Origin of the sequence: Streptomyces sp. NPDC087901, assembly GCF_044742205.1 — a bacterium.
Taxonomy (GTDB): Bacteria; Actinomycetota; Actinomycetes; order Streptomycetales; family Streptomycetaceae; genus Streptomyces.
On record NZ_JBIUUC010000003.1, the window covers coordinates 55,230 to 78,263 of the forward strand.

The 23,034-nt window shown below is 69.1% G+C and carries 20 protein-coding genes; 8 read left to right on the forward strand and 12 right to left on the reverse strand.

What is annotated here, in order from left to right:
- The first annotated feature begins 207 nt into the window (after positions 1–207).
- Positions 208–657: an NUDIX hydrolase gene (locus ACIOEW_RS09775; protein ID WP_401963042.1), complete on the forward strand. Its 450-nt coding sequence runs from the start codon at positions 208–210 to the stop codon at positions 655–657.
- Between the two features lie 95 nt (positions 658–752).
- Here ACIOEW_RS09775 and ACIOEW_RS09780 read toward each other — a convergent pair whose 3' ends face one another.
- Together ACIOEW_RS09780 and ACIOEW_RS09785 are read right to left on the reverse strand one after the other, a co-directional pair.
- Positions 753–1,481 (reverse strand): VOC family protein, encoded by a 729-nt coding sequence (locus ACIOEW_RS09780; RefSeq protein WP_401963044.1) that lies wholly within the window; start codon positions 1,479–1,481, stop codon positions 753–755.
- 229 nt (positions 1,482–1,710) lie between these two features.
- Positions 1,711–2,187, reverse strand: a complete 477-nt coding sequence (locus tag ACIOEW_RS09785; RefSeq protein ID WP_401963046.1) for an NUDIX domain-containing protein — start codon at positions 2,185–2,187, stop codon at positions 1,711–1,713.
- An 84-nt stretch (positions 2,188–2,271) separates the two neighbouring features.
- Between ACIOEW_RS09785 and ACIOEW_RS09790 the strand changes: the two genes are divergently transcribed.
- A complete protein-coding gene (locus ACIOEW_RS09790) occupies positions 2,272–2,760 on the forward strand; it encodes a MarR family winged helix-turn-helix transcriptional regulator (protein ID WP_401963048.1) in 489 nt (162 codons plus the stop codon).
- Positions 2,757–4,046 carry an MFS transporter gene (locus tag ACIOEW_RS09795; protein WP_401963050.1) on the forward strand — a complete coding sequence of 430 codons (1,290 nt, stop codon included), beginning with the start codon at positions 2,757–2,759 and terminating at the stop codon, positions 4,044–4,046. Before ACIOEW_RS09790 ends, ACIOEW_RS09795 begins: the two co-directional genes overlap by 4 nt.
- A gap of 104 nt (positions 4,047–4,150) precedes the next feature.
- Here ACIOEW_RS09795 and ACIOEW_RS09800 read toward each other — a convergent pair whose 3' ends face one another.
- From ACIOEW_RS09800 to ACIOEW_RS09835, 8 genes are all read right to left on the reverse strand, one after another.
- Positions 4,151–5,278, reverse strand: coding sequence for a dipeptide ABC transporter ATP-binding protein (locus tag ACIOEW_RS09800; RefSeq protein WP_362551076.1), 1,128 nt, complete (start codon positions 5,276–5,278; stop codon positions 4,151–4,153).
- 25 nt (positions 5,279–5,303) lie between these two features.
- The gene (locus ACIOEW_RS09805; RefSeq protein ID WP_362551079.1) at positions 5,304–6,368 is read right to left on the reverse strand and encodes an ABC transporter ATP-binding protein; all 1,065 of its coding nucleotides are present in this window, start codon (positions 6,366–6,368) and stop codon (positions 5,304–5,306) included.
- Between the two features lie 10 nt (positions 6,369–6,378).
- Entirely contained in the window at positions 6,379–7,356 is a 978-nt protein-coding gene (locus ACIOEW_RS09810) for an ABC transporter permease (protein ID WP_362551082.1), read from the reverse strand.
- Positions 7,357–7,471: 115 nt separating this feature from the next.
- Positions 7,472–9,274 (reverse strand): ABC transporter substrate-binding protein, encoded by a 1,803-nt coding sequence (locus ACIOEW_RS09815; RefSeq protein WP_362551085.1) that lies wholly within the window; start codon positions 9,272–9,274, stop codon positions 7,472–7,474.
- Positions 9,275–9,383: 109 nt separating this feature from the next.
- Positions 9,384–10,415 (reverse strand): ABC transporter permease, encoded by a 1,032-nt coding sequence (locus tag ACIOEW_RS09820; protein WP_362551088.1) that lies wholly within the window; start codon positions 10,413–10,415, stop codon positions 9,384–9,386.
- Between the two features lie 681 nt (positions 10,416–11,096).
- Entirely contained in the window at positions 11,097–11,489 is a 393-nt protein-coding gene (locus ACIOEW_RS09825) for a hypothetical protein (RefSeq protein ID WP_401963053.1), read from the reverse strand.
- Between the two features lie 52 nt (positions 11,490–11,541).
- Positions 11,542–13,413, reverse strand: a complete 1,872-nt coding sequence (typA, locus tag ACIOEW_RS09830) for a translational GTPase TypA (protein WP_362551094.1) — start codon at positions 13,411–13,413, stop codon at positions 11,542–11,544.
- A gap of 580 nt (positions 13,414–13,993) precedes the next feature.
- Positions 13,994–16,441: an ABC transporter family substrate-binding protein gene (locus ACIOEW_RS09835; RefSeq protein WP_401963055.1), complete on the reverse strand. Its 2,448-nt coding sequence runs from the start codon at positions 16,439–16,441 to the stop codon at positions 13,994–13,996.
- A 328-nt stretch (positions 16,442–16,769) separates the two neighbouring features.
- Here ACIOEW_RS09835 and ACIOEW_RS09840 point away from each other — a divergent pair, with 328 nt between their 5' ends.
- The 4 genes from ACIOEW_RS09840 to ACIOEW_RS09855 are packed head-to-tail and all read left to right on the forward strand — an operon-like array spanning position 16,770 to position 20,625.
- Positions 16,770–17,018 carry a hypothetical protein gene (locus ACIOEW_RS09840; RefSeq protein ID WP_401963057.1) on the forward strand — a complete coding sequence of 83 codons (249 nt, stop codon included), beginning with the start codon at positions 16,770–16,772 and terminating at the stop codon, positions 17,016–17,018.
- Positions 17,019–17,050: 32 nt separating this feature from the next.
- Complete coding sequence (locus tag ACIOEW_RS09845) at positions 17,051–17,938, forward strand: hypothetical protein (protein WP_401963058.1); 888 nt, start codon at positions 17,051–17,053, stop codon at positions 17,936–17,938.
- The gene (locus ACIOEW_RS09850; RefSeq protein WP_401963059.1) at positions 17,939–19,855 is read left to right on the forward strand and encodes a fumarate reductase/succinate dehydrogenase flavoprotein subunit; all 1,917 of its coding nucleotides are present in this window, start codon (positions 17,939–17,941) and stop codon (positions 19,853–19,855) included.
- Positions 19,852–20,625 carry a succinate dehydrogenase/fumarate reductase iron-sulfur subunit gene (locus ACIOEW_RS09855; RefSeq protein WP_362551106.1) on the forward strand — a complete coding sequence of 258 codons (774 nt, stop codon included), beginning with the start codon at positions 19,852–19,854 and terminating at the stop codon, positions 20,623–20,625. Before ACIOEW_RS09850 ends, ACIOEW_RS09855 begins: the two co-directional genes overlap by 4 nt.
- Before the next feature lie 57 nt (positions 20,626–20,682).
- Here the strand turns inward: ACIOEW_RS09855 and ACIOEW_RS09860 are convergent, their stop codons facing one another.
- Together ACIOEW_RS09860 and ACIOEW_RS09865 are read right to left on the reverse strand one after the other, a co-directional pair.
- Positions 20,683–21,234, reverse strand: a complete 552-nt coding sequence (locus ACIOEW_RS09860) for an isochorismatase family protein (RefSeq protein WP_401963061.1) — start codon at positions 21,232–21,234, stop codon at positions 20,683–20,685.
- A gap of 110 nt (positions 21,235–21,344) precedes the next feature.
- A complete protein-coding gene (locus ACIOEW_RS09865; RefSeq protein WP_401963823.1) occupies positions 21,345–21,752 on the reverse strand; it encodes a MarR family winged helix-turn-helix transcriptional regulator in 408 nt (135 codons plus the stop codon).
- A 218-nt stretch (positions 21,753–21,970) separates the two neighbouring features.
- Here ACIOEW_RS09865 and ACIOEW_RS09870 point away from each other — a divergent pair, with 218 nt between their 5' ends.
- Positions 21,971–23,026 carry a LacI family DNA-binding transcriptional regulator gene (locus ACIOEW_RS09870; RefSeq protein ID WP_362551112.1) on the forward strand — a complete coding sequence of 352 codons (1,056 nt, stop codon included), beginning with the start codon at positions 21,971–21,973 and terminating at the stop codon, positions 23,024–23,026.
- The last annotated feature ends 8 nt before the right edge of the window (positions 23,027–23,034 follow it).

Consider the following 23,034-nt stretch of genomic DNA (forward strand, 5'->3'; position numbering starts at 1 on the left):
ATATCACCTGACATAGGACCTTTCGCACATTTACTCCCGCCATCTGGGCACAGAGTGAGCATTCGGGCACATCGGACGTGACGGATTCGCGCGGCTGCCGAAAGCGGTGACGCGTCGGAGTCCGTGACGAGCGTCGGCCCCGGCCACATCGGCCGGCGACGTTAAGGTGTCAGCCCGGCAGCATTCGAACAGGGAGGGGCGGGCACCGTGGGCGCTCACGTACAGACCCGTGTTTCGGCATACGCAATCGCGGTGGAGGACGATCGGCTCCTGCTGGCCCGGCTGTCGGACACGTCCCCTGTTTTCCTGCCCGGGCTGTGGCACCTGCCGGGCGGCGGAATCGACCCGGGCGAACAGCCCGTCGAGGCCCTGGCCCGTGAGCTCCGGGAGGAGACGGGGCTCGAACTCGCCGATGCCCGGCTGGCCGATGCGCGGACCTACGCGGTCAGGCGGAACGGAGTGAGCTGGAGCCTCACGGCGTTGTTCTACGTCGTCGCGCTGAAGGGCGGGGCACCGGAAGTGGCCGAGACCGACGGTTCCACCGACGCGGTGGAGTGGGTCTCCTTTGCCGACCTGCGGGACGACACCGTCTTGTCACCGGCGGCCGCCGACGCCCTCCGCATCCTTGAGCAGGCGGCACCGGTCTCGGCAAGGTGACGCGCAGCCCTGGGTAACGCCCGGAGCCGTGGCCGTACAGCTCGGCCACGCCGCCGGAGCGGCCGCTGTCCGCTCGTGCCGTCCGCAGAGCGCCGCTACCGGGGCCTCTGTACGGAGAACTCGTTGCCGTCGGGATCGAGCATCAGCACCCGACCGCCGTCGCCCTCACCCTCGCCGGCGTCGGTGCGCGTCGCACCGAGCGAGATCAGGCGGTCGGCCTCCGCCTCCCAGTCGGCACCGGCGGGCAGCACCAGCTCGAAGTACAGCCGGTTCGTGCCCGCCTTCGGCGCCACCGGAGGGCCGCCCCACGTGATCTTCGTACCGCCGTTCGGCGACTGGATCGCGGTCTCCTGATCCTGGTCCCAGACCAGCGGCCACCGCAGCACCTCGCTCCAGAAGTAGCCGACCTCCTGCGTACCGTCGCAGGCCAGCGCCCCGATGAAGCCGGTGTCGGCGAGGAACTTGTTGCCCGCCTCGATGACGCAGAACTCGTTGCCGTCCGGATCGGCGAGCACCACATGCCCGTCTTCCGGAAGCTGGCCCACGTCGATGTGTTTCCCGCCCAGTTCCAGCGCCCTGGACACCGTCCGCTCCTGCTCCTCCGGGGAGGCGCTTGTCAGGTCGAAGTGCGCCCGGTTCTGAGCGGTCTTCGGCTCCTGACCCGGCAGGAAACGGATGCGGAACCCGGCGCCGTCAGGGGGCAGGATCGCGACGTCGCCGTCCGGACCGTCAGCCGGCTCCCAGCCCAGAACCCCGGACCAGAACCGCGCCAGGCCCGAGGGCCGAGTCGCGTTGAAGCAGATCGCGAACAGTTGACTGGTCATACCCCGTGCGTCTCCGATCCGCTGACGGGCCGTACGGCGCCTCGCCCACCCTGTTGGCGCAGCCTAGGGGTGACCGCGCGACACCCGCATCCGGGTTTCCGTCGCGAGGGAGCCCGGCCCCCACAGGTTGCCGACCGTCGCGACCGCACCTCACGCACGGTGACCCGGTCGCCGGTCCGGGTCACCGTGGCCACACCTCATGCACGGTCCCGGTCGCCGTGACCACATCTCATGCACCAACCCGATCGCACCATGGGCCGTCAGGCACCAGGGCGCCGAGCACCGTCAGCATCTGCGGCGGCTCGAACGGGTCCGGCAGAGAGCCCAGATCCGACCATCCGATCCAGGCATACGTATCCAGGGCGGCCTGCTCATCGGGGAGCAATCCGGTCCGCACCGGGGATGGCTGCTCGTCGGCAAACCGGGCGACAAAGAAGTGCTCCGTCCCGATGTACCGCTTGCCGTTCCACCGCACATCACGGTCGACGAGCACCGCCCGCTCAAGGACGCAGGCCGCGTCGAGCCCGGTCTCCTCGACCAGTTCACGTCGTGCCGCCGCCAGTGGCGTCTCGCCGGGCTCGATGCCGCCGCCGGGCGGCTCCCAGAGCATCGCCCCGTCGAACGGATCCCGCCAGCGCAGAAGAAGCAGCCGGTCGGCGGCGTCAAGGCAGATGACCCGGGCGGCGGGCCGGTGCGTCGTGTCCACCGCCCTGATGGTAGGGCCACAGGCAAGTGCGGGCCGAGCGCACGCTCACGAGACCAAATTATCAAGCGCTGTTATATTAGCGCTGTGATAAATACGGATCCCACAGCGCTGCCCGATCCCTGGCACTCCCTGCACGAGCTGCTGGCGGCCATGGACGCCGAGATCGAGCAGGTCTACGTCGAGCGTGACATCGAGGGGGTGCGGCCTCGGTTCGCCTATCCGCTGATCCGCCTCGCCCACACCGGGCCACTGACCATTCTCGAGCTGGCGAAGTCCCTGGGCCGTTCGCACTCCGCGATCAGCCAGACCGTCGCCGCCATGCTCAAGGCGGGTCTGGTCACCTCCGAGCCGGGACCCGACGCCCGCACCCGGCAGATCGGCCTGACCGGGCGAGGCCGGTCACTGGTGCCGTTCCTGGAGGCGGAGTGGCGCGCCACCCATGCGACGGTCGCCGAACTCGACAGCGAGATCCCGCACGCGATGACCGCCGTCGTCGCGGAGGTGCGGCGGGCTCTGGAACGCCGGCCGATGCGGGAGCGAATCCTCCACCACCTTGTCGAACCACCGCGGTGAAGGGGCGGTTCCGTGTCCGGTTCATCGATACCCGACCGCTGCGCGGCAGTCGGCCGTTTCGCGACCTGTGGATCGGCACCTCGATCTCTCAACTCGGCGGCCAGACAGCCAACGTGGCGGTGCTGGCCCAGGTCTGGGACCTGACCGGCAGCCCCGTGGGCACCGGCGCCATCGGGCTCGCCACCGGCCTGCCGATCGTGCTGTTCGGGCTGCTCGGCGGCACGCTGGCCGACACCGTCGACCGCCGTGCGGTGGTGCGGGCCACCACCGCGGGTCAGCTGCTGGCCGCCGCGGGGCTGTGCGCCCAGGCCCTCGCGGACAACCGGAACGTACTGCTGCTGCTCGCCCTGGTCGCCCTGGGGACGAGCTGCAGCGCTCTGGGAGCTCCCGCCCGGCGCACCTTCCCGGTCCGGCTGTTGCCGGGCGACCAGGTCGCGGCCGGTCTCGCCCTGACCAATGTCTCCTTCCAGGCGGCGATGCTGGCCGGTCCCGCGATGGCCGGCCTGATCATCGCCCGCTGGGACTTCCCGGCCGCATACGCGACCCAGGCCGCTGCCATGGCGGTCTCGATGCTCGCGGTGATCCGCCTGCCCGCCATGCCGCCCGAAGGTGGCGGCACGGCAGGCGGCAGGCGCCGGCCGGAGCGTGGCGGGTGGCGGGTCGTCCTCGGCCGCCCGACGCTGCGGGGCTCGCTGGCCACCGACCTGTCCGCAACTCTGCTCGCCATGCCCATCGCGCTCTTCCCGCTGGTCAACGAGATCCGCTTCGGGGGAAACCCACAGACCCTCGGCCTGTTCCTCTCGGCCGTCGCGGTCGGGGGGATCACGGCCGGTCTGCTCTCCGGCACCGTGACGCGCTGGCGCCGTAGCGGCCTGGTTCAGCTGTCCGCGGCCGGTATCTGGGGCCTGGCGCTGGCCTGCTTCGGTCTGGCGGGGCCCTTGTGGGCGGCGCTCGGCTGCCTGGCCGTGGCGGGCGCGGCCGACACCGTCTCCGTCGTCACCCGCAGCGCCCTGGTCCAGCTGGAGACCCCGGACGCGTACCGGGGGCGGGTCTCCTCCGTGGAACACGTCATCGGTGTCGCGGGCCCCGAACTGGGCAACTTCCGTGGCGGCCTGTTGGCGTCGGTCACCTCCGCCCCCTTCGCCCTGGTCTTCGGAGGCCTCTCCGCCGCCCTGGCGATCGCCGCAGTGGCCGCGACCAACGGGCCCCTTCGCGGCTACCGCACGCCGTCCGCTTCCGCCTCCGCGAAACCGGCCGCACCTGAAGTCACCGTGACAGCCGGATGAGCGGGTCGCCCGCCTTCCGGCCGCGAGGCCCCGGAAACGCGAACGGGTGCCGGGACGCTTCCGCGTCCCGGCACCCGAGCTCCCGGCTTCGCCGGAGCGTCCTGCTACTTCGTTTCCGCGTTCTTCTCCAGAGCGATCAGCGCGGGGTCGAGAACGACGTCCGGGCCGGTCTTCTTGGTGGTCGGCTCCTCCGGGAAGTGGCAGGCCGTCAGGTGCCCCTCACGGGCGCCCGAGAGCTGCACCAGCGGAGGCTCCTCCGTCGCGCACTTGTCCTGCGCCTTCCAGCAGCGGGTCCGGAAGCGGCAGCCGGAGGGCGGCATGATCGGCGACGGTACGTCACCGAAGAGCCGGATCCGCTCCGTCTTGTCGGCATCCAGGTCCGCGTTCGGCACCGCCGACAGCAGGGCGTGCGTGTACGGGTGGCGCGGGGCGTTGTACAGCGAGTCGCGATCGGCGACCTCCACCACCTTGCCGAGGTACATCACCGCGATGCGCTGCGAGAAGTGCCGGACGATCGCGAGGTCGTGCGCGATGAAGACGAACGCGATGTCCAGCTCTCGCTGAAGCTCCTGGAGCAGGTTGATGACCTGCGCCTGGATGGACACGTCGAGCGCGGAGACCGGCTCGTCCGCGATGATGATCTTGGGGTTGAGCGCGAGAGCGCGTGCAACTCCGATGCGCTGGCGCTGTCCGCCGGAGAACTCGTGCGGGAAGCGGTTGTAGTGCTCCGGGTTGAGCCCGACCGTCTCCAGCAGCTCCCGCACCCGAGCCTCACGGCCTCCGGGCGGGTTGATGCCGTTGACCTCCATCGGCCCGGAGATGATCGTGCCGACCGTCTGCCGCGGGTTCAGCGACGCGTACGGGTCCTGGAAGATCATCTGGATCTCGGACCGGATCGGCGCCATCTGCCTGCGGCTGGCGTGGGAGATGTCCTGGCCCTTGTAGGTGATCGTGCCTCGGGTCGGCTCCATCAGACGGGTGAGCAGCCGACCGGTGGTCGACTTGCCACAGCCCGATTCACCCACCAGGCCGAGGGCCTCACCCGGGTACACGTCCAGCGTCACGCCGTCGACGGCCTGGACCGCACCGACCTGCCGCTTGAAGGGAAATCCGCCGTAGATCGGGAAGTGCTTGGTCAGGCCCTGCACGCTCAGGAGCGGTTCCGAGACATCCGGTTCCCGCTGCGCCTGAGCCGTGTCCGGACCGGCGGTGTTGCTCTTGTTCTCGCTCATGGTCATAGCCCCAGTTGCCGGTACATCAGCCCAGCCGGGGCTGAATCGTCTCGATGAAAACCTGCTGCTTCTGCTCGCCGGTGAGGTGGCAGGCAGAGCCACGCCCTTCCGGAAGCAGGGGTCGCTCGTTCACGCAGCGGCCGCTCCCGTCGACGATGTCGACGAACGAGCACCTCGGATTGAACGCGCAGCCCGACGGCGGGTTCAGCAGGCTGGGCGGCGATCCCGGGATCGGCGTCAGCTCGGAACCAACGTCCGAGGAGAGCCGCGGCATCGAACCGAGCAGGCCCCAGGTGTACGGGTGCTGCGGGCTCTTGAGTACCTCACGCACTGTGCCGCGCTCGACGGCCCGCCCTGCGTACATCACCAGCAGGTCATCAACGGTGTTCGCGACGACGCCGAGGTCGTGGGTGATCAGGATGATCGCCGAACCGAACTCCTGCTGGAGGTCCTTGAGCAGATCGAGGATCTGCGCCTGGACGGTGACGTCCAGGGCCGTGGTCGGCTCGTCCGCGATCAGCAGTTCGGGGTTGCAGACCAGCGACATCGCGATCATCGCGCGCTGGCGCATACCGCCGGAGAACTGGTGCGGAAAGTCGTCGACCCGGTTCTTCGGGTCGGGGATACCGACCTTGCCGAGCATTTCGATCGCGCGCGCACGCGCCTCCTTCTTGGAGGCACCCGTGTGCTTCATGAACGGCTCGGCGATCTGCCGGCCCACCGTGTAGTACGGCGACAGGGCGGTCAGCGCGTCCTGGAAGATCATCGCCATCTTGTTGCCGCGGAGCGTCTGGAGCTGCTTGTCCGAGGCGCCGGTGATCTCGTGGCCGTCCAGCACGATCTCTCCCGAGACCTCGGTGCTGCGCTTGTTGTGCAGCCCCAGGATGCTCAGGTTGGTCACCGACTTGCCGGAACCCGACTCGCCGACGATACCGAGCGTCTGGCCGCGCTCCAGGTCGAACGAGAGCCCGTCCACGGCTTTGACGATGCCGTCTTCGGTGGAGAACTGGACCCGCAGGTCCCGCACCGAGAGGAAGGGGCCGGAAGAAGCCGGTGCGGGCGAGTCCTCGGTCTTGGTGAGTGTGGTCACGGTCGTACTCCTAGGACAGACGCACGCGCGGGTCGATGAACGCGTACGCGGCGTCCACGATGACGTTGAACAACAGGATGAAGGCGGCGCTGAAGATCAACACGCCCATGGTCAGCGGGAGGTCCTTGAGGACCACGGAGTCGCGGGCGAGGCGGCCGACTCCGGCCAGACCGAAGGTGAGTTCGGTGACCATGGCGCCACCGAAGAGCGCACCCATGTCCATACCGATGATGGTGACGATCGGGATGAGCGAACCGCGCCAGGCGTAGCGGAAGAAGACGAAGCGGCTCGTCATACCCTTCGCGCGGGCTGCCTTGACGTGCTCTTCCTGCAACTGCTCGATCATCGACGAGCGCGACATACGCGTGTACTGGGCCGTGAAGATGACCGACATGACGAGCCACGGGATCAGCAGACCCATGAACCAGCCACTGAAACTCTCCGTCAGCGGCACGTACTTGGGCTTGTTCAGCCATCCCGTGCTGTAGACGAAGATCCCGAGAACCACCGGGCCGAGGAAGTAGATCTGCAGGGAGCTCAGCACGAGCGAAGCCGAGCTGACCGTCTTGTCGACCTTCGTGCCCTTCTTCCAGGCAGCGAGCATACCCAGACCCAGGCCCACCACGAGGAAGACGACGAGTCCGCCGGCGGAGAGGGAGAGCGTCAGCGGGAGACGGTCGATGATGGTGTCCCACACCGGCTGCCCGCTGTCGAAGGAGATGCCGAAGCAAGGGGCCGCGCACTCACCCACGGGAAGGTCGCGACCGGCGAAGATGCCGACCATGTAGTGCCAGAACTGGACGGCCACGGGCTGGTCCAGGCCGAGGTTCTTGTGGATGACCTCCAGCGCGTCCGGGGTGCAGTTCTTTCCACATGCGAGCAGTGCCGGGTCCTGCGGAATGGCGAAGAACATGAAGTATGTGACGGCACTGATCAGGAAAAGTGTCAGGACTGCGCCGAGCGTCCGGCGAGTGAGGAATCGAAGCATGGCTGGTCGCTGCTCTCAGGACGGCGGCAATGAGGGGGACATCAGGAGAGGGCCGGAGCCCCGGGGGTGCGCGCTCCGCCGTGTGCGCACCCCCGGGACCGGCCTGTGCGGGTTACTACTTCTTCAGGTACAGACGCGTGACGTCGATGTAGCTGGCGTCACTGGAGTACCGGAGACCACCGACGTTGGAGCCGAAGATCTGGAACACCTTGGTGAAGTAGATCGGGGCCGCCGGGTTGATGCGCTCCACGATGTCGTGGTGCAGGGCGGTCCAGGCCTTCTGCGCCTCGGCCGGGTCCGTGATCTTCACGATGCGAGCGATCTCGGCGTTGACCTTGGGGTCGTTGATGTGCGAGTAGACGGAGGAACCGTCCTGCAGCTGCGTCCCGTCGTAGGACGGCGGGATGACCGTGGAGGCTGCCGGCCAGTCCTGGCCCCAACCGGTCATGTACAGGTCGAGACCGTTCTTGACCTTGCCGACCTGCTCGTACCAGGTGGCGGAGTCGATCTCCTTCTTCACGACCTCGAGACCGATCTCCTCAAGGCGCTTGGAGATCAGGACGGCCTGCTGCTGGCGGACCGGGGTGTTGCCGTAGGCGTAGATGACCTTCTTGCCCTCGGCGCCGGCTTCCTTGATCAGCTGCTTGGCCTTCGCGACGTCACCGTTCGGCTTCTTCAGCTTGCCGAAGGGGTCGTACGACTTCTCGTAGCCGGGAAGGGTCGGGGCCATCAGACCGGTCGCGGTCTCGCCGCCGTACGCGCCGCCGTCGAGCTTGTAGAGCTGGGCGTTCGGCATGGCGTAGGTGATCGCGTCACGGACCTTCTTGTCCGTCATGCGGTCCAGGTTGAAGTTGAGCTGCCACACGTAGGGCGCGTAGCCCTGGATGGTGCGCTTCATCGCGGCAGCGTCGCCGACGACCTTGCTCACCTGGTTGGTGGCGACCTGACCCGTGAACATCACGGCGTTCTTGGCGTCACCACGGTCGGCCAGGAGGGTCTTGGTCTGGTCGTCGTCGTCGTGGTTGTACTCGATGTTGAAGCCGTCGACGTACTGGTGGCGGACGGAGTCGGTCGACGCGTCCCAGTTCGTGTTCTTGACGAGCTTCATCGACTTGCCGGGCTTGAACTCGGCGATCTTGTACGGGCCGGTCGCGACCGGGTCCGTGTCGTACTTCTCCTTGGTGTCCGTCTTCTCCGGAACCACGGAGTAGCCGGGCATCGCCAGCGCCTGGGCCAGGTCGGGCTGCGCCTCCTTGAACTTGAAGACCACGGTCTTCGCGTCCGGGGTCGCCAGGACCGAGTCCGGCAGGTGCTTGCCCTTGAACGGACCGTCCGGCAGCGCCTTGCGGTACGCGGTGCCCGCACCGGACAGCCAGTTCTGGATGTAGATCGGGCCGTCGGTGATGAACGGCGCGTACAGGCGCTCGATCGTGTGACGGATGTCGCCCGAGTCGATCGGGCTGCCGTTCTCGTCCTTGAGGTTGTCCTTGAGCGTGTAAGTCCAGGTCTTACCGCCGTCGGTCACCTTGCCGGAGTCGGTGGCGAGGTCACCGACGACGGTGAGCTGGCCCTTGTCGTCCTCCTGGTACTGCGTCAGACCACGCTGGAGCAGCCGGTCCAGCTGCTTGGCGTCGCTGACGTAGCTCTGACCCGGGTCCAGGTGCGAGAAGTCCGCCTCCTGGTAGACCGTCATGGTGCCGCCGGACTTGGCGCCGGGCACCTCGGCCGCAGGACCGGTGGACGCCTTGGCGTCACCCATGACGACGGCCGACGACTGCTTGGCGGCGTCTTCCTGGGTCTTGGTCTTGCCCTTGCTGCTGTTGTCGTTGTCGCTGCCGCCGCATGCGGTCAGCACCAACGAACCGGCTGCCACCGCGATGACCGCGGCGCGCATCTGGCGCGTACCAAAGATGCTCATGACGATGAGTACCTATCTGTCAGTAGTGATCCAACTAGGCTGCCTGGCGCGTCCGGCCCTGGCCGGCGTCCGGGTGACAGCTACCCCATCCGCGGGGGGGACGGAAGTTCTAGCGTCCGGACTTGGGGTCGAACGCGTCTCGGACCGAGTCGCCGAGAAGGTTGAACGCCACGACGAAGACGACCATGGCGACACCGGGGAACAGCATGTACACCGGGTCCTGCTCATAGATGTCAGCGCCGATGGCGAACATCCGGCCCCAGTCCGGGGTGGGTTCGACGAAGCCGACACCCACGAAGGAGAGGAACGCCACGGAGAGAATCGTGGAGGGCAGCAGCAGCGTGGCCTGCACCAGGACGGGCGTGATGATGTTCGGCATCAGCTCCTTGCGGATGATCCGCGAGGGCGAGGCGCCCGAGATCCTTGCGGCCTCGATGAACTCCCGCTCGCGCAGGGTCAGCGTTTCCGCACGGATCAGACGGGAGAGGCCCATCCAGCCCAGGAACGACAGCACGAGGATGATCGCTACGGCTCGCAGAGACGTAGGGGTCTCCTCGTCGGGGCGGACGAACGCCGCGACGACCACCGGCATGGAGGCGATGAAGAACAGCTGGCTGGGGAAGCCGAGCAGGAAGTCCGTCAGGCGGCCGACCCAGTAGTCGATCTTGCCCCCGAAGTAGCCGCCCACCAGCCCGAAGAACACGCCGATCACTACCATCAGGACGGTCGCGGCAAGGGCGGTGTAGATCGAGGTGCGCATGCCGTAGACGAGCTGCATGAACACGTCGCGGCCCAGGTTGGGCTCGATGCCGAACCAGTGGTCGGCGGAGATGCCACCCGCCCCGCCCGTCGGCATGTTGAACTCGTCGAGGAGGTCGAGGTTGTCCTGCCCGTAAAGGGTGTAGGCATCCTTGCCGTAGAGCATCGAGATCACGGGCGCGAGTATCGCCACCACGAAGAAGAAGATGACGATGCACGCGGATATGACCCCGGTGCGGTCCCTCTTGAAGCGACGCCACATCAGCTGCCCGGGGGAAAGGCCTGCGGCCTTCTTGATCTCCGGCTCACCGGAGACCGACTCGCTCCCGGACGCCGGGAGGGCTGACGCCTCGGCGTCGTCGATCTGCACAGGACTTGTCACGGTCGGCCGACCCCCGTAGGGATCAACGTCGCGCACACGACCCAGTTGGTGCTTATGACACCACGCATGGGTTCCTCCTCAAGAGTCCACTTTGTTCACCGCAAGAGAGGCACCGACATCCGCAGTCATTCCTGAGATGCTTGATCGGTACACCCAGCGCGCTCGCGAGTCGGCACCCTGCCAGTGCGCGCCTCATTGACCCGAGCTCAACTGAGCCAACTATTGAGCACAACCGGGCTGTAAACCACACTTAAAGGGTCTCGGTTTGACAACATAGGAAGCCTCGGATGGCCGAAATTCGGACAAAGTGATCCTAGACAGACACACCCGAAACGGACTGTTAACACGTGCTCCGGTGAACGGCGGTCGATATCCGGACGTCTGACGAAAGAAAACAGGTTGCGCCTTGTGCCGCCTGTCCACGCGTCACGACCCGTCCGACACGTGAGACAGCGACCACCGGCGGGCACCGCCCCCCTTCCGCCACCGCCGTCCGCGAGGGCCGGAGGACTCCCCCGGGCCACCCATCGGATCCGTTCCCGACCGGGGACCCGGAGAAGACCGGTCGGCGACGGCCCGACAGAGCCGCGGCGCCCGCGGCAAGCGGCTCGCACACAGAAGTGCCCCGCCGATCCAGCCGGATCAGCGGGGCACTCCCGGTTCTGCCGCCGGGAAGCCGGGTCAGCAGTACTTCGTCTGCACCAGGTTGGCGATGCTCTTCTTGCTGACCTTCTCACCGCAGCGAGTGGCGCCTTCGACCAGCGCCCCGTACGTCTTCGCCGTACCGTGCGCCTGCTTGACCCACTTGGTGCCGCGATCGCAGCGGTAGCCCTGCCAGTACCCGGACGCCTTGAGCCGGCCCGCGTAGAACCAGTACCGGCCCTTCTTCGTCAGCTCGTCCGTGACGGTGATGCTCTTGGCCGTGGTGTGCCCCTGGAATGCGTGTAGCTGCCTTCGACGTGCGCGTCGAGGCTTGCCGGCACCGTGGCCACCGAGAAGCCCGCGGACGCGCCGCCGGTGACGGACCAGGAGGAGGTGAAGGAGGAAACACCGAGAGGCCCGGTTCACCCGCATGATCTGCGGGTGAACCGGGCCTCTCGGCAGGCGTGCTCGGGGCGGTGCCGGATCAGCGCTTGGCGCGCGACGCGGAGCGGCCGCGCTCCTTCTGGTCCAGGACGACCTTGCGGATACGCACGGTCTCCGGGGTCACCTCGATGCACTCGTCGTCGCGGCAGAACTCCAGCGACTGCTCCAGCGACAGCTTGCGGGCAGGCACCACGTTCTCCGTGGTGTCCGCGGAAGCCGCACGCATGTTGGTGAGCTTCTTCTCCTTGGTGATGTTCACATCCATGTCGTCGGCGCGCGAGTTCTCGCCGATGATCATGCCCTCGTAGACCTCGGTGGTGGCCTCCGTGAAGATGACACCCCGCTCCTGGAGGTTGACCATCGCGAACGGCGTCACGACGCCCGCGCGGTCCGCCACCAGCGAGCCGTTGTGACGGGTGCGCAGCTCGCCGAACCACGGCTCGTGGCCCTCGAACAGGGAGTGCGCGATGCCCGTGCCGCGGGTCTGGGTCAGGAACTCGGTACGGAAGCCGATGAGGCCGCGGGACGGGACGATCCACTCCATGCGGACCCAGCCCGAACCGTGGTTCGTCATGGTCTCCATGCGGCCCTTGCGGGTCGCCATGAGCTGCGTGATGGCGCCGAGGTGCTCCTCCGGCGAGTCGATCGTCATGCGCTCGATCGGCTCGTGGGTCTTGCCGTCGACCTGCTTGGTGACCACCTGCGGCTTGCCGACGGTGAGCTCGAAGCCCTCCCGGCGCATGGTCTCGATGAGGATGGCCAGGGCGAGCTCACCACGGCCCTGGACCTCCCAGGCGTCGGGGCGCTCGGTGTCCAGGACGCGGAGCGAGACGTTACCGACGAGCTCGCGGTCCAGACGGTCCTTGATCTGGCGGGCGGTGACCTTGTGGCCCTTGCCGCCCTTGCCGACCAGCGGCGAGGTGTTCGCACCGATGGTCATCGAGATGGCCGGCTCGTCGACCGTGATCAGCGGCAGCGCGATCGGGTTCTCGGTGTCGGCCAGGGTCTCGCCGATCATGATGTCCGGGATACCGGCGATCGCGCAGATGTCGCCCGGACCGGCCTTCTCGGCCGGCTTGCGGGTGAGCGCCTCGGTCATCATCAGTTCGGTGATGCGGACGTTGGACTGCGTGCCGTCACGCTTGATCCAGGTGACCGTCTGGCCCTTGCGCAGCTCGCCCTGCTCGACACGGCACAGCGCGATACGGCCGAGGAAGTTGTCGGCGTCCAGGTTGGTGACGTGCGCCTGGAGCGGGGCGTCCTCGTCGTACTCCGGGGCCGGGACCGCGGAGAGGATCGTGCTGAAGAACGGCTCCAGGCTGTCGCTGTCCGGCGGGACGGTGCCGTCCTCCGGCTTGGTCAGCGAGGCGACGCCGTCACGGGCGCACGCGTAGACGATCGGGAACTCGATCTGGTCCTCGTCGGCGTCCAGGTCCAGGAAGAGGTCGTACGTCTCGTCGATGACCTCGGCGATCCGGGAGTCCGGCCGGTCCGTCTTGTTGATGCAGAGGATGACCGGCAGCTTGGCCGTCAGCGCCTTGCGGAGCACGAAGCGGGTCTGCGGCAGCGGGCCCTCGGAGGCGTCGACCAGCAGCACGACCGCGTCCACCATCGACAGGCCTCGCTCGACCTCACCGCCGAAGTCGGCGTGGCCGGGGGTGTCGATGATGTTGATCGTGATGACGTCGCCGCCATCCTTGGGGTGGTACTTCACGGCCGTGTTCTTGGCCAGGATCGTGATGCCCTTCTCACGCTCCAGGTCGTTCGAGTCCATCATGCGTTCGTCGAGGTTCTCGGCGGCGTGCGCGGCAAAGGCGCCGGCCTGCCTGAGCATGGCGTCGACCAGCGTGGTCTTGCCGTGGTCGACGTGGGCGACGATGGCTACGTTACGGATGTCGTGGCGCGTGGGCATGGGTGGCTAGCGCTTCTCTCGGGTCGGGATCAGGCGTCTTAGTCGGTCTTGAGTCCTCGTACGCCCGCCGGGCGGACACGCCACGGCTAGTCCCATGGTACGGGGCATGCGCGCCTCCGGCTTCCCGGGCAAGTCCTACCGGCCATGGGGCGGGCTGCGGGGCAGGCCACGGGGCCCGCCCGGCGGCCGGCGGGATCCCCTGATACGCGGCGACGGCCCCTGTTCGAGCGGTGTGCGGGCCTCGGCTCGTCGCGGCGGACCGCCGGGCACGCGTCCGCTCCGTGTCTCCGCCCCCGTGGTCACTTCTTCCGGAGGAATTCACCGGTGGCCGTGAGCACGCCCCCGGGGCGGACGACACGCACGCGGGGCCGGGCAGCCTCGGAGGTGGGGCTCCGGGGCCACGGCTCCGAGGTGGGACTCGGAGCGGCGCCTGCGCGGCGGGATCTCCGGGGTTGGGGCCCCGGAGATCGGGTGGTGGAGCGGCTACCCGGGTCAGTGGGTGGACACAGCCTTGCCCGCCGGCGGTCCGGCGGGCAAGGGAATTGAGCCAGTTCTGAGCTTTCGGCCAGTCGCTGACCTGCTACTTCTTCGTGTTGGCCGGAGCACCGGCGGACTGCGGCTTCTTGAAACCGATGTCCTGGTAGTGCGGCGCCCCGAAGCCGAAGGCGCCGACGTTCAGCAGCTTCTTGTCCGTCGCGACCAGCTGCGGGCGCTGGTACAGGGGAATCGATCCTGCGGCGGCCCAGATGCGGGCGTCCGCCTGCTTCATCAGGTCGCCGGCCGCACCCTCGTCGAGTTCCGAGACCGCCTCGTCGAAGAGCTGGTCGATGTGGTCCGTACCGACGCGGGTGTAGTTCTGCTCGACGAGCAGCGAGCCGTCGGTGGCGGGCACCGGCTTGGCGAAGATCGGGCGGTCGTCCGTGGCCGGGTAGGCGGTCGCGGGCCAGGAGTACAGCGCCAGGTCGTAGTCGCCGGACGCGACGTGGTCCCGGAAGTAGCTGTCGTCGGAGACCTTGGTGATCTCGGTACGGATCCCGATCGTGTCCAGCATCGCCGCGATCCTGTCGCCGACGCTGCGCAGGGACTCGGAGCCCGGACCGGACGGCAGGACGAACCGCAGCGACAGCGGCTTGCCGTCCTTGCCGAGGGGGCCGCGCGCGGAGTCGGGGGCCTGGGCGGGGGCCGCGGTACCGGCCGGGGCGTAGGCGCCGGCCGCGCCGCCGGGCTGCCGGTCCTGGGCGGTGATCCGGACAGGGGCGTCCTCGGACGTGCCCGTCTCGCCCAGGCGTCCCGCCTGGCGCAGCAGGGCGGCGCTCTGTGCGGCGGCGGCCGGGGCGGGCGCGATGACGTGGGTGGCCGCGCCCTCGGCCTCTCCGGGCTTGTCGTCGTCGCCGACGATGTAGAGGCCATCGTCGTCGGAGGGCTCGCGCCGGGCGGCGTCGTCGGTCTTGCCGTCGCCCTTCGCGCTGTCGGCCTTCTCCCCCTTCTCCTCCTCCGCCGCCTCCTTCTCCTCCGCCGCCTCCTCGGCCTCCGCGGTTTCCTTGGCCTCGTTCTCCTCCGCGGCTTCCTTCTTCTGTGCGGCCTTCTCCTGCGTCTTACCGGCGTCCTTCTGCTTCTCGCCCTCGCTGCCGGCCTTGGTCCCGTCCGTCTTCTTCGTGGCGCCCTCGCGCGTCCAGCCCGCGTCGGCCAGCAGGGCCTGGGCCTCCTTGGTGTCCTGGCTGCCGAGCGCCTCGCTGCCGTCCTTGTACGCGGGCTGCCCGGCGAGGGCCAGGTGGCTGCCGAGCGGCTCGGCGGGCAGGCCGAGCGGCTTGAGTACGGCGTCGACGAGTTCCTGGCGGTCCAGGGCGCGGGCCACGGCCCGGCGCACCCGGTCGTCGGCGAGCGGCCCGGTCTCCCCGTTCAGCGCGAGCTGGGTGTAGGCGGGCTCCAGGGACTTGCGCACCACGTATGCGCTCAGGTCGCTCTGCTCGGCGGCGTACGCCTTCGCGGCACCGGCCTTCTCGTCCCGGGCCTCCTGCGCCTCCTCGGCCACCTCTTCGTCGGAGCCGTTCGCCAGTGCCCAGGACCGCAGCGCCTGGGCGGGGGTGATCTCGGAGCCGGGGCCGTGGGCGGGCGGCGCGCCGTTGGCGCCGGTGCCCCGGGCGGCCTGGACGATGCGGTGGGCGGACGCCGCGTCGATGTCGGCGACGTCGATCTTCCCCTCGACCAGCGCCTCGGTGCGGTCCTGCGGCTTGACGGCCTTGAAGACCAGCGAGTCGAGCTTGGCGGGGCTCCCCCACCAGCGCGGGTTGCGGGCCAGCGTGACGGATCCCGTCTCCTTGTCCACCTCGCGCAGCCGGAACGGTCCCGCGGTCGCCTTGAGCGTGGACCGCGCGCCGTCGTTGAAGGAGTCCGGGGAGCCCGTCACCTGCTTCGGGTACAGCGGGGAGAAGAGGGAGCGCCAGTCCGCGTACGGCTTGGCGAAGGTGACCTTGACCTCCAGGTCGTCCGCGCCGCGCTCGATCTTCTCGATGCGTTCGTACCCGGCGTTGCGGGCGGTCCAGAAGGCGGAGTCCTTGCCGCTCAGTGCGCGCCACTGGGCCACGAAGTCGGGTGCCCCGATCTCCCGGCCGTCGCTCCAGACCGCCTGTTGGTTCAGCCGGTAGAGCACGACCTGCCTGGGCTCGGTGTCGACCACCTTCGCGGATTCCAGGTAGTCCGGGTTCAGTTGCGGCCGGCCCTTGGCGTCGAGCGGGAAGAGGGTCGGCAGCAGGGCTCCGGTGATCCGGGTCGTGGCGCTGTCGGCGTCGGCCTGGAAGGCGTTGAGGGTGGCGGGCATAGCGTCGATCGCCCAGTTGACCGTGCCGCCCTCCGCCACCTGGGCGCGGGCGGCCGGTGCGACGTCCTGCGGGACGACGGTGGCGCTGGTGGCCTCGTCCTTGCCCGAGCTGCATCCGGCCAGTGCGGGGAGGGCGAGCACACCCGTGGTGAGAAGTGCGAGCGAGCGGCGCTTTCGGGATGTCCCGCGCGGGACGCCGACGTGGGACATGACTGATACCTCCGGGGACGGCCCGGCCCACTCTTACCCGAATAGACCGGATGTTGCGTATTTGGTGGCATTTGCAGTTGATCACACTGGTTCCGCCCGTCCACTGAAAGCGCCCACGCGCGGGAGACCGCGCAGACACGGCGCGGCAGCCCCGAACCTCACCCGTGCGGCGGAGCGCCGGCACCGGCCGGAATTCGACGCTCCCCGAGGGCCGTACCCCGCATTCGCAAGACAGGACGGCCCGCTCTCTTCCCAACGGGGATGTGACGCGCAACACTCGCATGCGCATGCGCATGGCCGCCCGCGACTGCGGAAGTGAGATCAAGTCATGTCACTGCAGGACGAATTGACGGCAGTTCAGCACTGTCTCGACGACCTGGTCCGCACCGTCGGACGACTGGAGCGGAGCCTTGCGCAACTGCGCGCGCAGGACACCGCGCCGGGCCCGCCCGGCCCGGCCGGCCACGCCGCACCTGTCGACGGCGTCATCACGATCAGCGAGGAGCCGTACGACACCACTCTGTGGACGGACTCGGACGACGAGGGTCTGGGCGTCCGCGGCAGGCACGCCCCCTAGAGGGGATGCCTGACACCTCCTAGGAGAGTTCCTTGGCCACCGGTACGGAAACAGGAACGGATTCAGGCAAGGATCCGGGCAGCGCCCCGGGCACGGAGCCCCGCCCGCCGGACGGCGCAGCCGCCCGGCCGCGGGGTGTGCACCACCCCGCACGGGCCGCCATCGCCGCCCGCCATCTGCGGACCGACCGCTGGTGGCTGGCGCCCGCCGTGACGGCGGGCGGGCTGCTGGCCTTCATCGTCTACTCGACGTGGCGGGCCTTCTCGAACGCGGACTACTACGCGGCCCCGTATGTCTCGCCGTTCTACTCACCCTGTCTGGCGGACAACTGCGCCCCCATGCGGGGCGGCCCGAACTGGGACCTCTTCGGCAGTTGGTGGGGCCTGTCCCCCGCCCTGCTGATCCTGATCTTCCCGCTCGGCTTCCGGCTGACCTGCTACTACTACCGCAAGGCCTACTACCGGGGCTTCTGGGCCTCGCCCCCGGCCTGCGCGGTCGCCGAGCCGCACGAGAAGTACAGCGGCGAGACGCGCTTCCCGCTGATCATGCAGAACATCCACCGGTACGCCTTCTACGCCGCGGTGCCGGTCGCCGGGATCCTCACGTACGACACCGTGCTCACCTTCCGCGACGAGCACTACGCCTGGGGCCACATGGGTCTCGGCTCGCTGACCTTCCTGGTCAACATCGTCCTGATCTGGGCGTACACCCTGTCCTGCCACTCCTGCCGGCACATCATCGGCGGCCGGCTGCGGCACTTTTCGAAGCATCCCGTGCGCTACCGGCTGTGGGGCTGGGTGGGGCGGCTCAACGCCCGCCACATGCTGCTGGCCTGGGCCTCGCTGATCAGCGTGGCGGCGTGCGACTTCTATGTGTATCTCGTCGCCTCCGGCGCCTTCGACGATCCGAGGTTTTTCTGAATGACTGAGCTCGAACGACAGCAGTGGGACGTCGTCGTGGTCGGTGCCGGAGGCGCCGGACTGCGCGCCGCCATCGAGGCCCGGGAGCGCGGGGCCCGTACGGCCGTCATCTGCAAATCGCTCTTCGGCAAGGCGCACACGGTCATGGCGGAAGGCGGAATCGCCGCCTCCATGGGCAATGTGAACTCCGGGGACAACTGGCAGGTGCACTTCCGCGACACCATGCGCGGCGGCAAGTTCCTCAACCAGTGGCGGATGGCGGAACTGCACGCCAAGGAGGCGCCCGACCGGGTCTGGGAGCTGGAGACCTGGGGCGCGCTCTTCGACCGCACCCCCGAGGGAAAGATCTCCCAGCGCAACTTCGGCGGCCACGAGTATCCGCGCCTGGCGCACGTCGGGGACCGTACCGGCCTCGAACTGATCCGCACCCTCCAGCAGAAGATCGTCTCGCTCCAGCAGGAGGACGAACGCGAATTCGGTGACCCCGAGGCGCGGTTGAAGGTCTTCCAGGAGTGCACGGTCACCCGCGTCCTGAAGGACGGGGAGCGTGTCTCCGGGACCTTCTGCTACGAGCGTGAGACCGGCCGCTTCTTCGTGCTGGAGGCGCCCGCGATCGTCCTCGCCACCGGCGGCATCGGCAAGTCCTTCAAGGTGACGTCGAACTCCTGGGAGTACACCGGCGACGGCCACGCGCTGGCCCTGCTCGCGGGCGCACCCCTGCTGAACATGGAGTTCGTGCAGTTCCACCCCACCGGCATGGTCTGGCCGCCCTCGGTCAAGGGCATCCTCGTCACCGAGTCGGTACGCGGCGACGGCGGGGTGCTGCGCAACTCCGAGGGCAAGCGGTTCATGTTCGACTACGTCCCCGATGTGTTCAAGGAGAAGTACGCGCAGTCGGAGGAGGAGGGCGACCGCTGGTACGAGGACCCGGACCACAACCGTCGCCCGCCCGAGCTGCTGCCGCGCGACGAGGTCGCCCGGGCCATCAACTCCGAGGTGAAGGCCGGCCGGGGGTCCCCGCACGGCGGTGTGTTCCTGGATGTGTCGACCCGGATGTCCGCGGAGCGGATCCGGCGCCGGCTGCCTTCGATGTACCACCAGTTCAAGGAGCTGGCGGACGTCGACATCACCGCCGAGGCCATGGAGGTGGGCCCGACCTGCCACTACGTGATGGGCGGCATAGCCGTCGACTCCGACACCGCGGCGGCCCTGGACGTACCCGGCCTGTTCGCGGCGGGCGAGGTGGCGGGTGGCATGCACGGCTCCAACCGGCTCGGCGGGAACTCCCTCTCCGACCTGCTGGTCTTCGGCCGGCGGGCGGGGCTGCACGCCGCCGGGTACGCCGCGGCCGCCGATGCCCCACCGGTGGTCGACGAGGCGCAGATCGACGCCGCGGCCGCGGAGGCCCTGCGTCCGTTCAGCGCGGAGGACCTCGCCGACGGTGCGCCCGCGGAGAATCCGTACACCCTGCACCAGGAACTCCAGCAGACGATGAACGACCTGGTCGGCATCATCCGGCGGGCCCCCGAGATGGAACGGGCCCTGGAGAAGCTGGCCGGGCTGCGCGAGCGGGCCCGGCGCGCCGGCGTCGAGGGGCACCGGCAGTTCAACCCCGGCTGGCACCTCTCCCTTGACCTGCGGAACATGCTGCTGGTCAGCGAGTGCATCGCGCGGGCGGCCCTGGAGCGCACCGAGAGCCGCGGCGGCCACACCCGCGAGGACTGCCCGGGGATGGAGCGCTCCTGGCGCCCGGTCAATCTGCTGTGCCGGCCGGCCGCCGATGGCTCCTCCGCACCGTTGGAGGGCCGGATCGACCTCGTACGCACGGTGACCGAACCCATCCGTCCGGATCTGCTCTCCCTCTTCGAGAAGGAGGAGCTGGTCAAGTACCTCGCCGATGAGGAGCTCAAAGAGTGAGCAGCTACGACGCACGGTTCAGGGTGTGGCGCGGGGACACCGAAGGCGGCGGTCTGGAGGACTTCGAGGTCGAGGTCAACGACGGCGAGGTCGTCCTCGACATCATCCACCGCATCCAGGCCACGCAGGCGGGCGATCTGGCCGTGCGGTGGAACTGCAAGGCGGGCAAGTGCGGTTCGTGCAGCGCGGAGATCAACGGACGGCCGCGGCTGCTGTGCATGACGCGGATGTCGGTCTTCGGCCGTGAGGAGACGATCACCGTCACACCGCTGCGGGCCTTCCCGGTGGTGCGCGACCTGGTGACGGATGTGTCCTTCAACTACACCAAGGCGCGCGAGATCCCCGCCTTCGTGCCCCCGGAGGGGGTCAAGGCGGGCGAGTACCGGATGCAGCAGATCGATGTGGACCGCTCGCAGGAGTTCCGCAAGTGCATCGAGTGCTTCCTGTGCCAGGACACCTGCCATGTGGTGCGCGACCACGAGGAGAACAAGGCTGCCTTCGCCGGGCCGCGCTTCCTGATGCGGGTCGCCGAGCTGGACATGCACCCCCTGGACGCCGCCGCCGAGGCCGGTCTCGACCGGAAGGCGACGGCCCAGGAGGAGCACGGGCTCGGCCTCTGCAACATCACGAAATGCTGTACGGAGGTGTGCCCCGAGCACATCAAGATCACCGACAACGCGCTGATCCCGTTGAAGGAACGGGCGGTCGACCGCAAGTACGACCCACTGGTGTGGCTGGGGAACAAGATCCGGCGGCGGGACGCGACATAGAACAGACGCGCAGACACGGAGACGCACAGGCGGTCGGGCGGGCGGCCAGGCGGGCGGTCAGGCCAGCAGCTTGACGATCGCGTCGGTGGTGTCCGTCTCGCCGAGGCGGGGGAAGATCCGCCCGACGCTGTTGTCGTGGGCCTCGGCGCTCATGTCGGTCACCGCGTCCGTGGCGACGGTGACGTGGTAGCCGTGCTCGTGGGCCGCGCGGGCGGTGGACTCGACGCCGATGCTGGTCGCGATCCCGGCCACCACGACCTGTGTGACACCGCGGCGGCGCAGCTGGAGGTCGAGGTCGGTGCCGTAGAAGGCGCCCCACTGCTGCTTCGTCACGACGATGTCGCTCTCCTGCGGGCCGAGCTCGGGGACGATCTCGGCCCAGTCGGCAGCCGGCTGCCCCGACCGGGCGGGGCCGTCCGTGCGGCCGGGGGCGCCGCCCGTGACGCGGACCAGGACGACCGGGAGGCCCTTGGCCCGGAAGGCGTCGGCGAGGGTCGCGGCGCGGGCGACGACCTCGGCTGCGGGGTGGGCGGTCGGCAGACCGACGATGCCCTTCTGGAGGTCGACGACGATCAGGGCGCTCTTCGGGTCGAGGGTGGTGGCGCTCATGGTGGGGCTCCTTGCCGGGTGGTACTCGGGGATTCGGATACGGGGGCGGGCGCGGGGTCCCGGGGGGCCGGTCCCCCGGGCTGTCGCCACGGGTGGCGCGTCGCGCCCGGTCATGAACCGACCAGGCGCTCGATGAGGGCGGCGGCCTCGGCGACGGTCCGCCGCTCCGCCCCGTCCAGCTCGGCGGCGACCGCCTCGGCGAGCCAGTTGCGTTTGGCGGCACGGACCTCTGCGAGAGTCCCGCGGCCGGCGTCCGTGACCGACATGACCGACTTACGGCCGTCGACCGGATCGGGCGCCCGCTCGACGAGCCCCTGCTCCTCCAGCGCACCCAGGGTCAGCCGCATGGACTGGGGGCGCACGAACTCGGAACGGGCCAGATCGGCCGTGGTGGCTGGGCCTCCGTCGTCCAGCCGGGCCAGCACCGAGCGCTGGGTCGGGGTCAGCAGACTCTCCGACGACGAGGAGCGCAGCCGCCGCAGCAGCCTGCCGACCACGGAGGCGAGGTGGTTCGCCACCTCCTCCGCGGTCGGGTCGGCGGGCGTGGTTCGGGGCGGCTGCGTCACGCCTTCACCGTAAAAGATGTACAGGCCATCTTGCAAGGTTGCCTGTTGATTCATGGACAGCCTTGCCCGCACACGGCCCGCGATCTAGGGTGAATGCGCTTTCATAACGTGTACGTCGATGGTTGTGCCGATACGCGTCGGCACGGAAGAAGAAGCGGACGGTCGGTCGAGTGAGCGCCCCAACGGTGTACGACGTAGCGGAGCGGTCGGGCGTCTCCATCGCCACGGTTTCGCGGGTCTACCGCACCCCGGAATCAGTGCGCGCCCAGACCCGCGAGCGGGTCCTCGACGCGGCCCGCGAGCTTGGTTACGTACCGAGCGGCAGCGCGCGAGGGCTGGCGAGCCGCACCACCGGAGTGCTCGGCCTGTGCTTCCCGGACTACGCGGACCCGGACGCCGAGGCCGACGCCGAGGCGGACAGCGACGCCGACGACGCGGTGATGCTCTACTCCGACCAGATCATCCGCGGCATGGAGCGTGCGGCACGGCGGCACGGGTACGCGCTGCTGATCGCGGCGTCCCTGGAGGGCGGCCCGGAGAGCCTGGTCGCGAAGGTCGCGGGGCGGGTCGACGGCTTCGCCGTCCTGGCGCAGACCGTGCCGACCGAGGACCTCGAAGTGATATCGCGCCGGCTTCCGGTGGTGATGCTCGCCGGTCCGCGCGAGATCGACCACCTCGACCACATCGTCGTCGCCAACGCCGACGGCGAACGCGAGCTGACCCGCCACCTGATCGAGGACCACGGCCTGCGCCGGCTCGCCTTCGTCGGGGGCGACACCGACTCACCGGACGCGGAGGCGCGGTTCCGCGGCTTCCAGGAGGCGTGCCGGGACGCCGGCCTGCCGGTACCGGACGAGCCTGCCCTCAGGACGACGATGATGAAGCAGGCCGAGGGCGCCCAGGCGGCGGAGACCCTGCTGGACCGGGCCGGGGAGCGGCCCGAGGCCATGCTCTTCGCCAACGACCAGATGGCGGTGGGCGCCCTGCGCGCCCTGGCGCGGCGCGGCGTGCGGGTGCCCCAGGACATGGCGGTGACCGGCTTCGACGGGATCCCGCTCGGCCGGATCGTCCAGCCGGCGCTGACGACGGTGCGCCAGCCGATCCGCCGGCTGGGCGAGCAGGCGGTCGAGCTGCTGGTCGAGCGCCTGAACAACAGTGGCCGCGAGCCGGTGTCGCTCACCCTCCCGGTCTCCGTGATCCGCCGGGCCAGCTGCGGCTGCGGCTGACCGTGCCG

Bases quoted from the DNA above. Each gene is read 5' to 3' on its own strand.
- ACIOEW_RS09780 (WP_401963044.1), bottom strand. From the start codon at position 1,481: ATGACCAGTCAACTGTTCGCGATCTGCTTCAACGCGACTCGGCCCTCG.
- ACIOEW_RS09800 (WP_362551076.1), bottom strand. From the start codon at position 5,278: ATGAGCGAGAACAAGAGCAACACCGCCGGTCCGGACACGGCTCAGGCG.
- ACIOEW_RS09810 (WP_362551082.1), bottom strand. From the start codon at position 7,356: ATGCTTCGATTCCTCACTCGCCGGACGCTCGGCGCAGTCCTGACACTT.
- ACIOEW_RS09815 (WP_362551085.1), bottom strand. From the start codon at position 9,274: ATGAGCATCTTTGGTACGCGCCAGATGCGCGCCGCGGTCATCGCGGTG.
- ACIOEW_RS09825 (WP_401963053.1), bottom strand. From the start codon at position 11,489: ATGCGGGTGAACCGGGCCTCTCGGTGTTTCCTCCTTCACCTCCTCCTG.
- typA (WP_362551094.1), bottom strand. From the start codon at position 13,413: ATGCCCACGCGCCACGACATCCGTAACGTAGCCATCGTCGCCCACGTC.
- ACIOEW_RS09835 (WP_401963055.1), bottom strand. From the start codon at position 16,441: ATGTCCCACGTCGGCGTCCCGCGCGGGACATCCCGAAAGCGCCGCTCG.
- ACIOEW_RS09840 (WP_401963057.1), top strand. From the start codon at position 16,770: ATGTCACTGCAGGACGAATTGACGGCAGTTCAGCACTGTCTCGACGAC.
- ACIOEW_RS09850 (WP_401963059.1), top strand. From the start codon at position 17,939: ATGACTGAGCTCGAACGACAGCAGTGGGACGTCGTCGTGGTCGGTGCC.
- ACIOEW_RS09860 (WP_401963061.1), bottom strand. From the start codon at position 21,234: ATGAGCGCCACCACCCTCGACCCGAAGAGCGCCCTGATCGTCGTCGAC.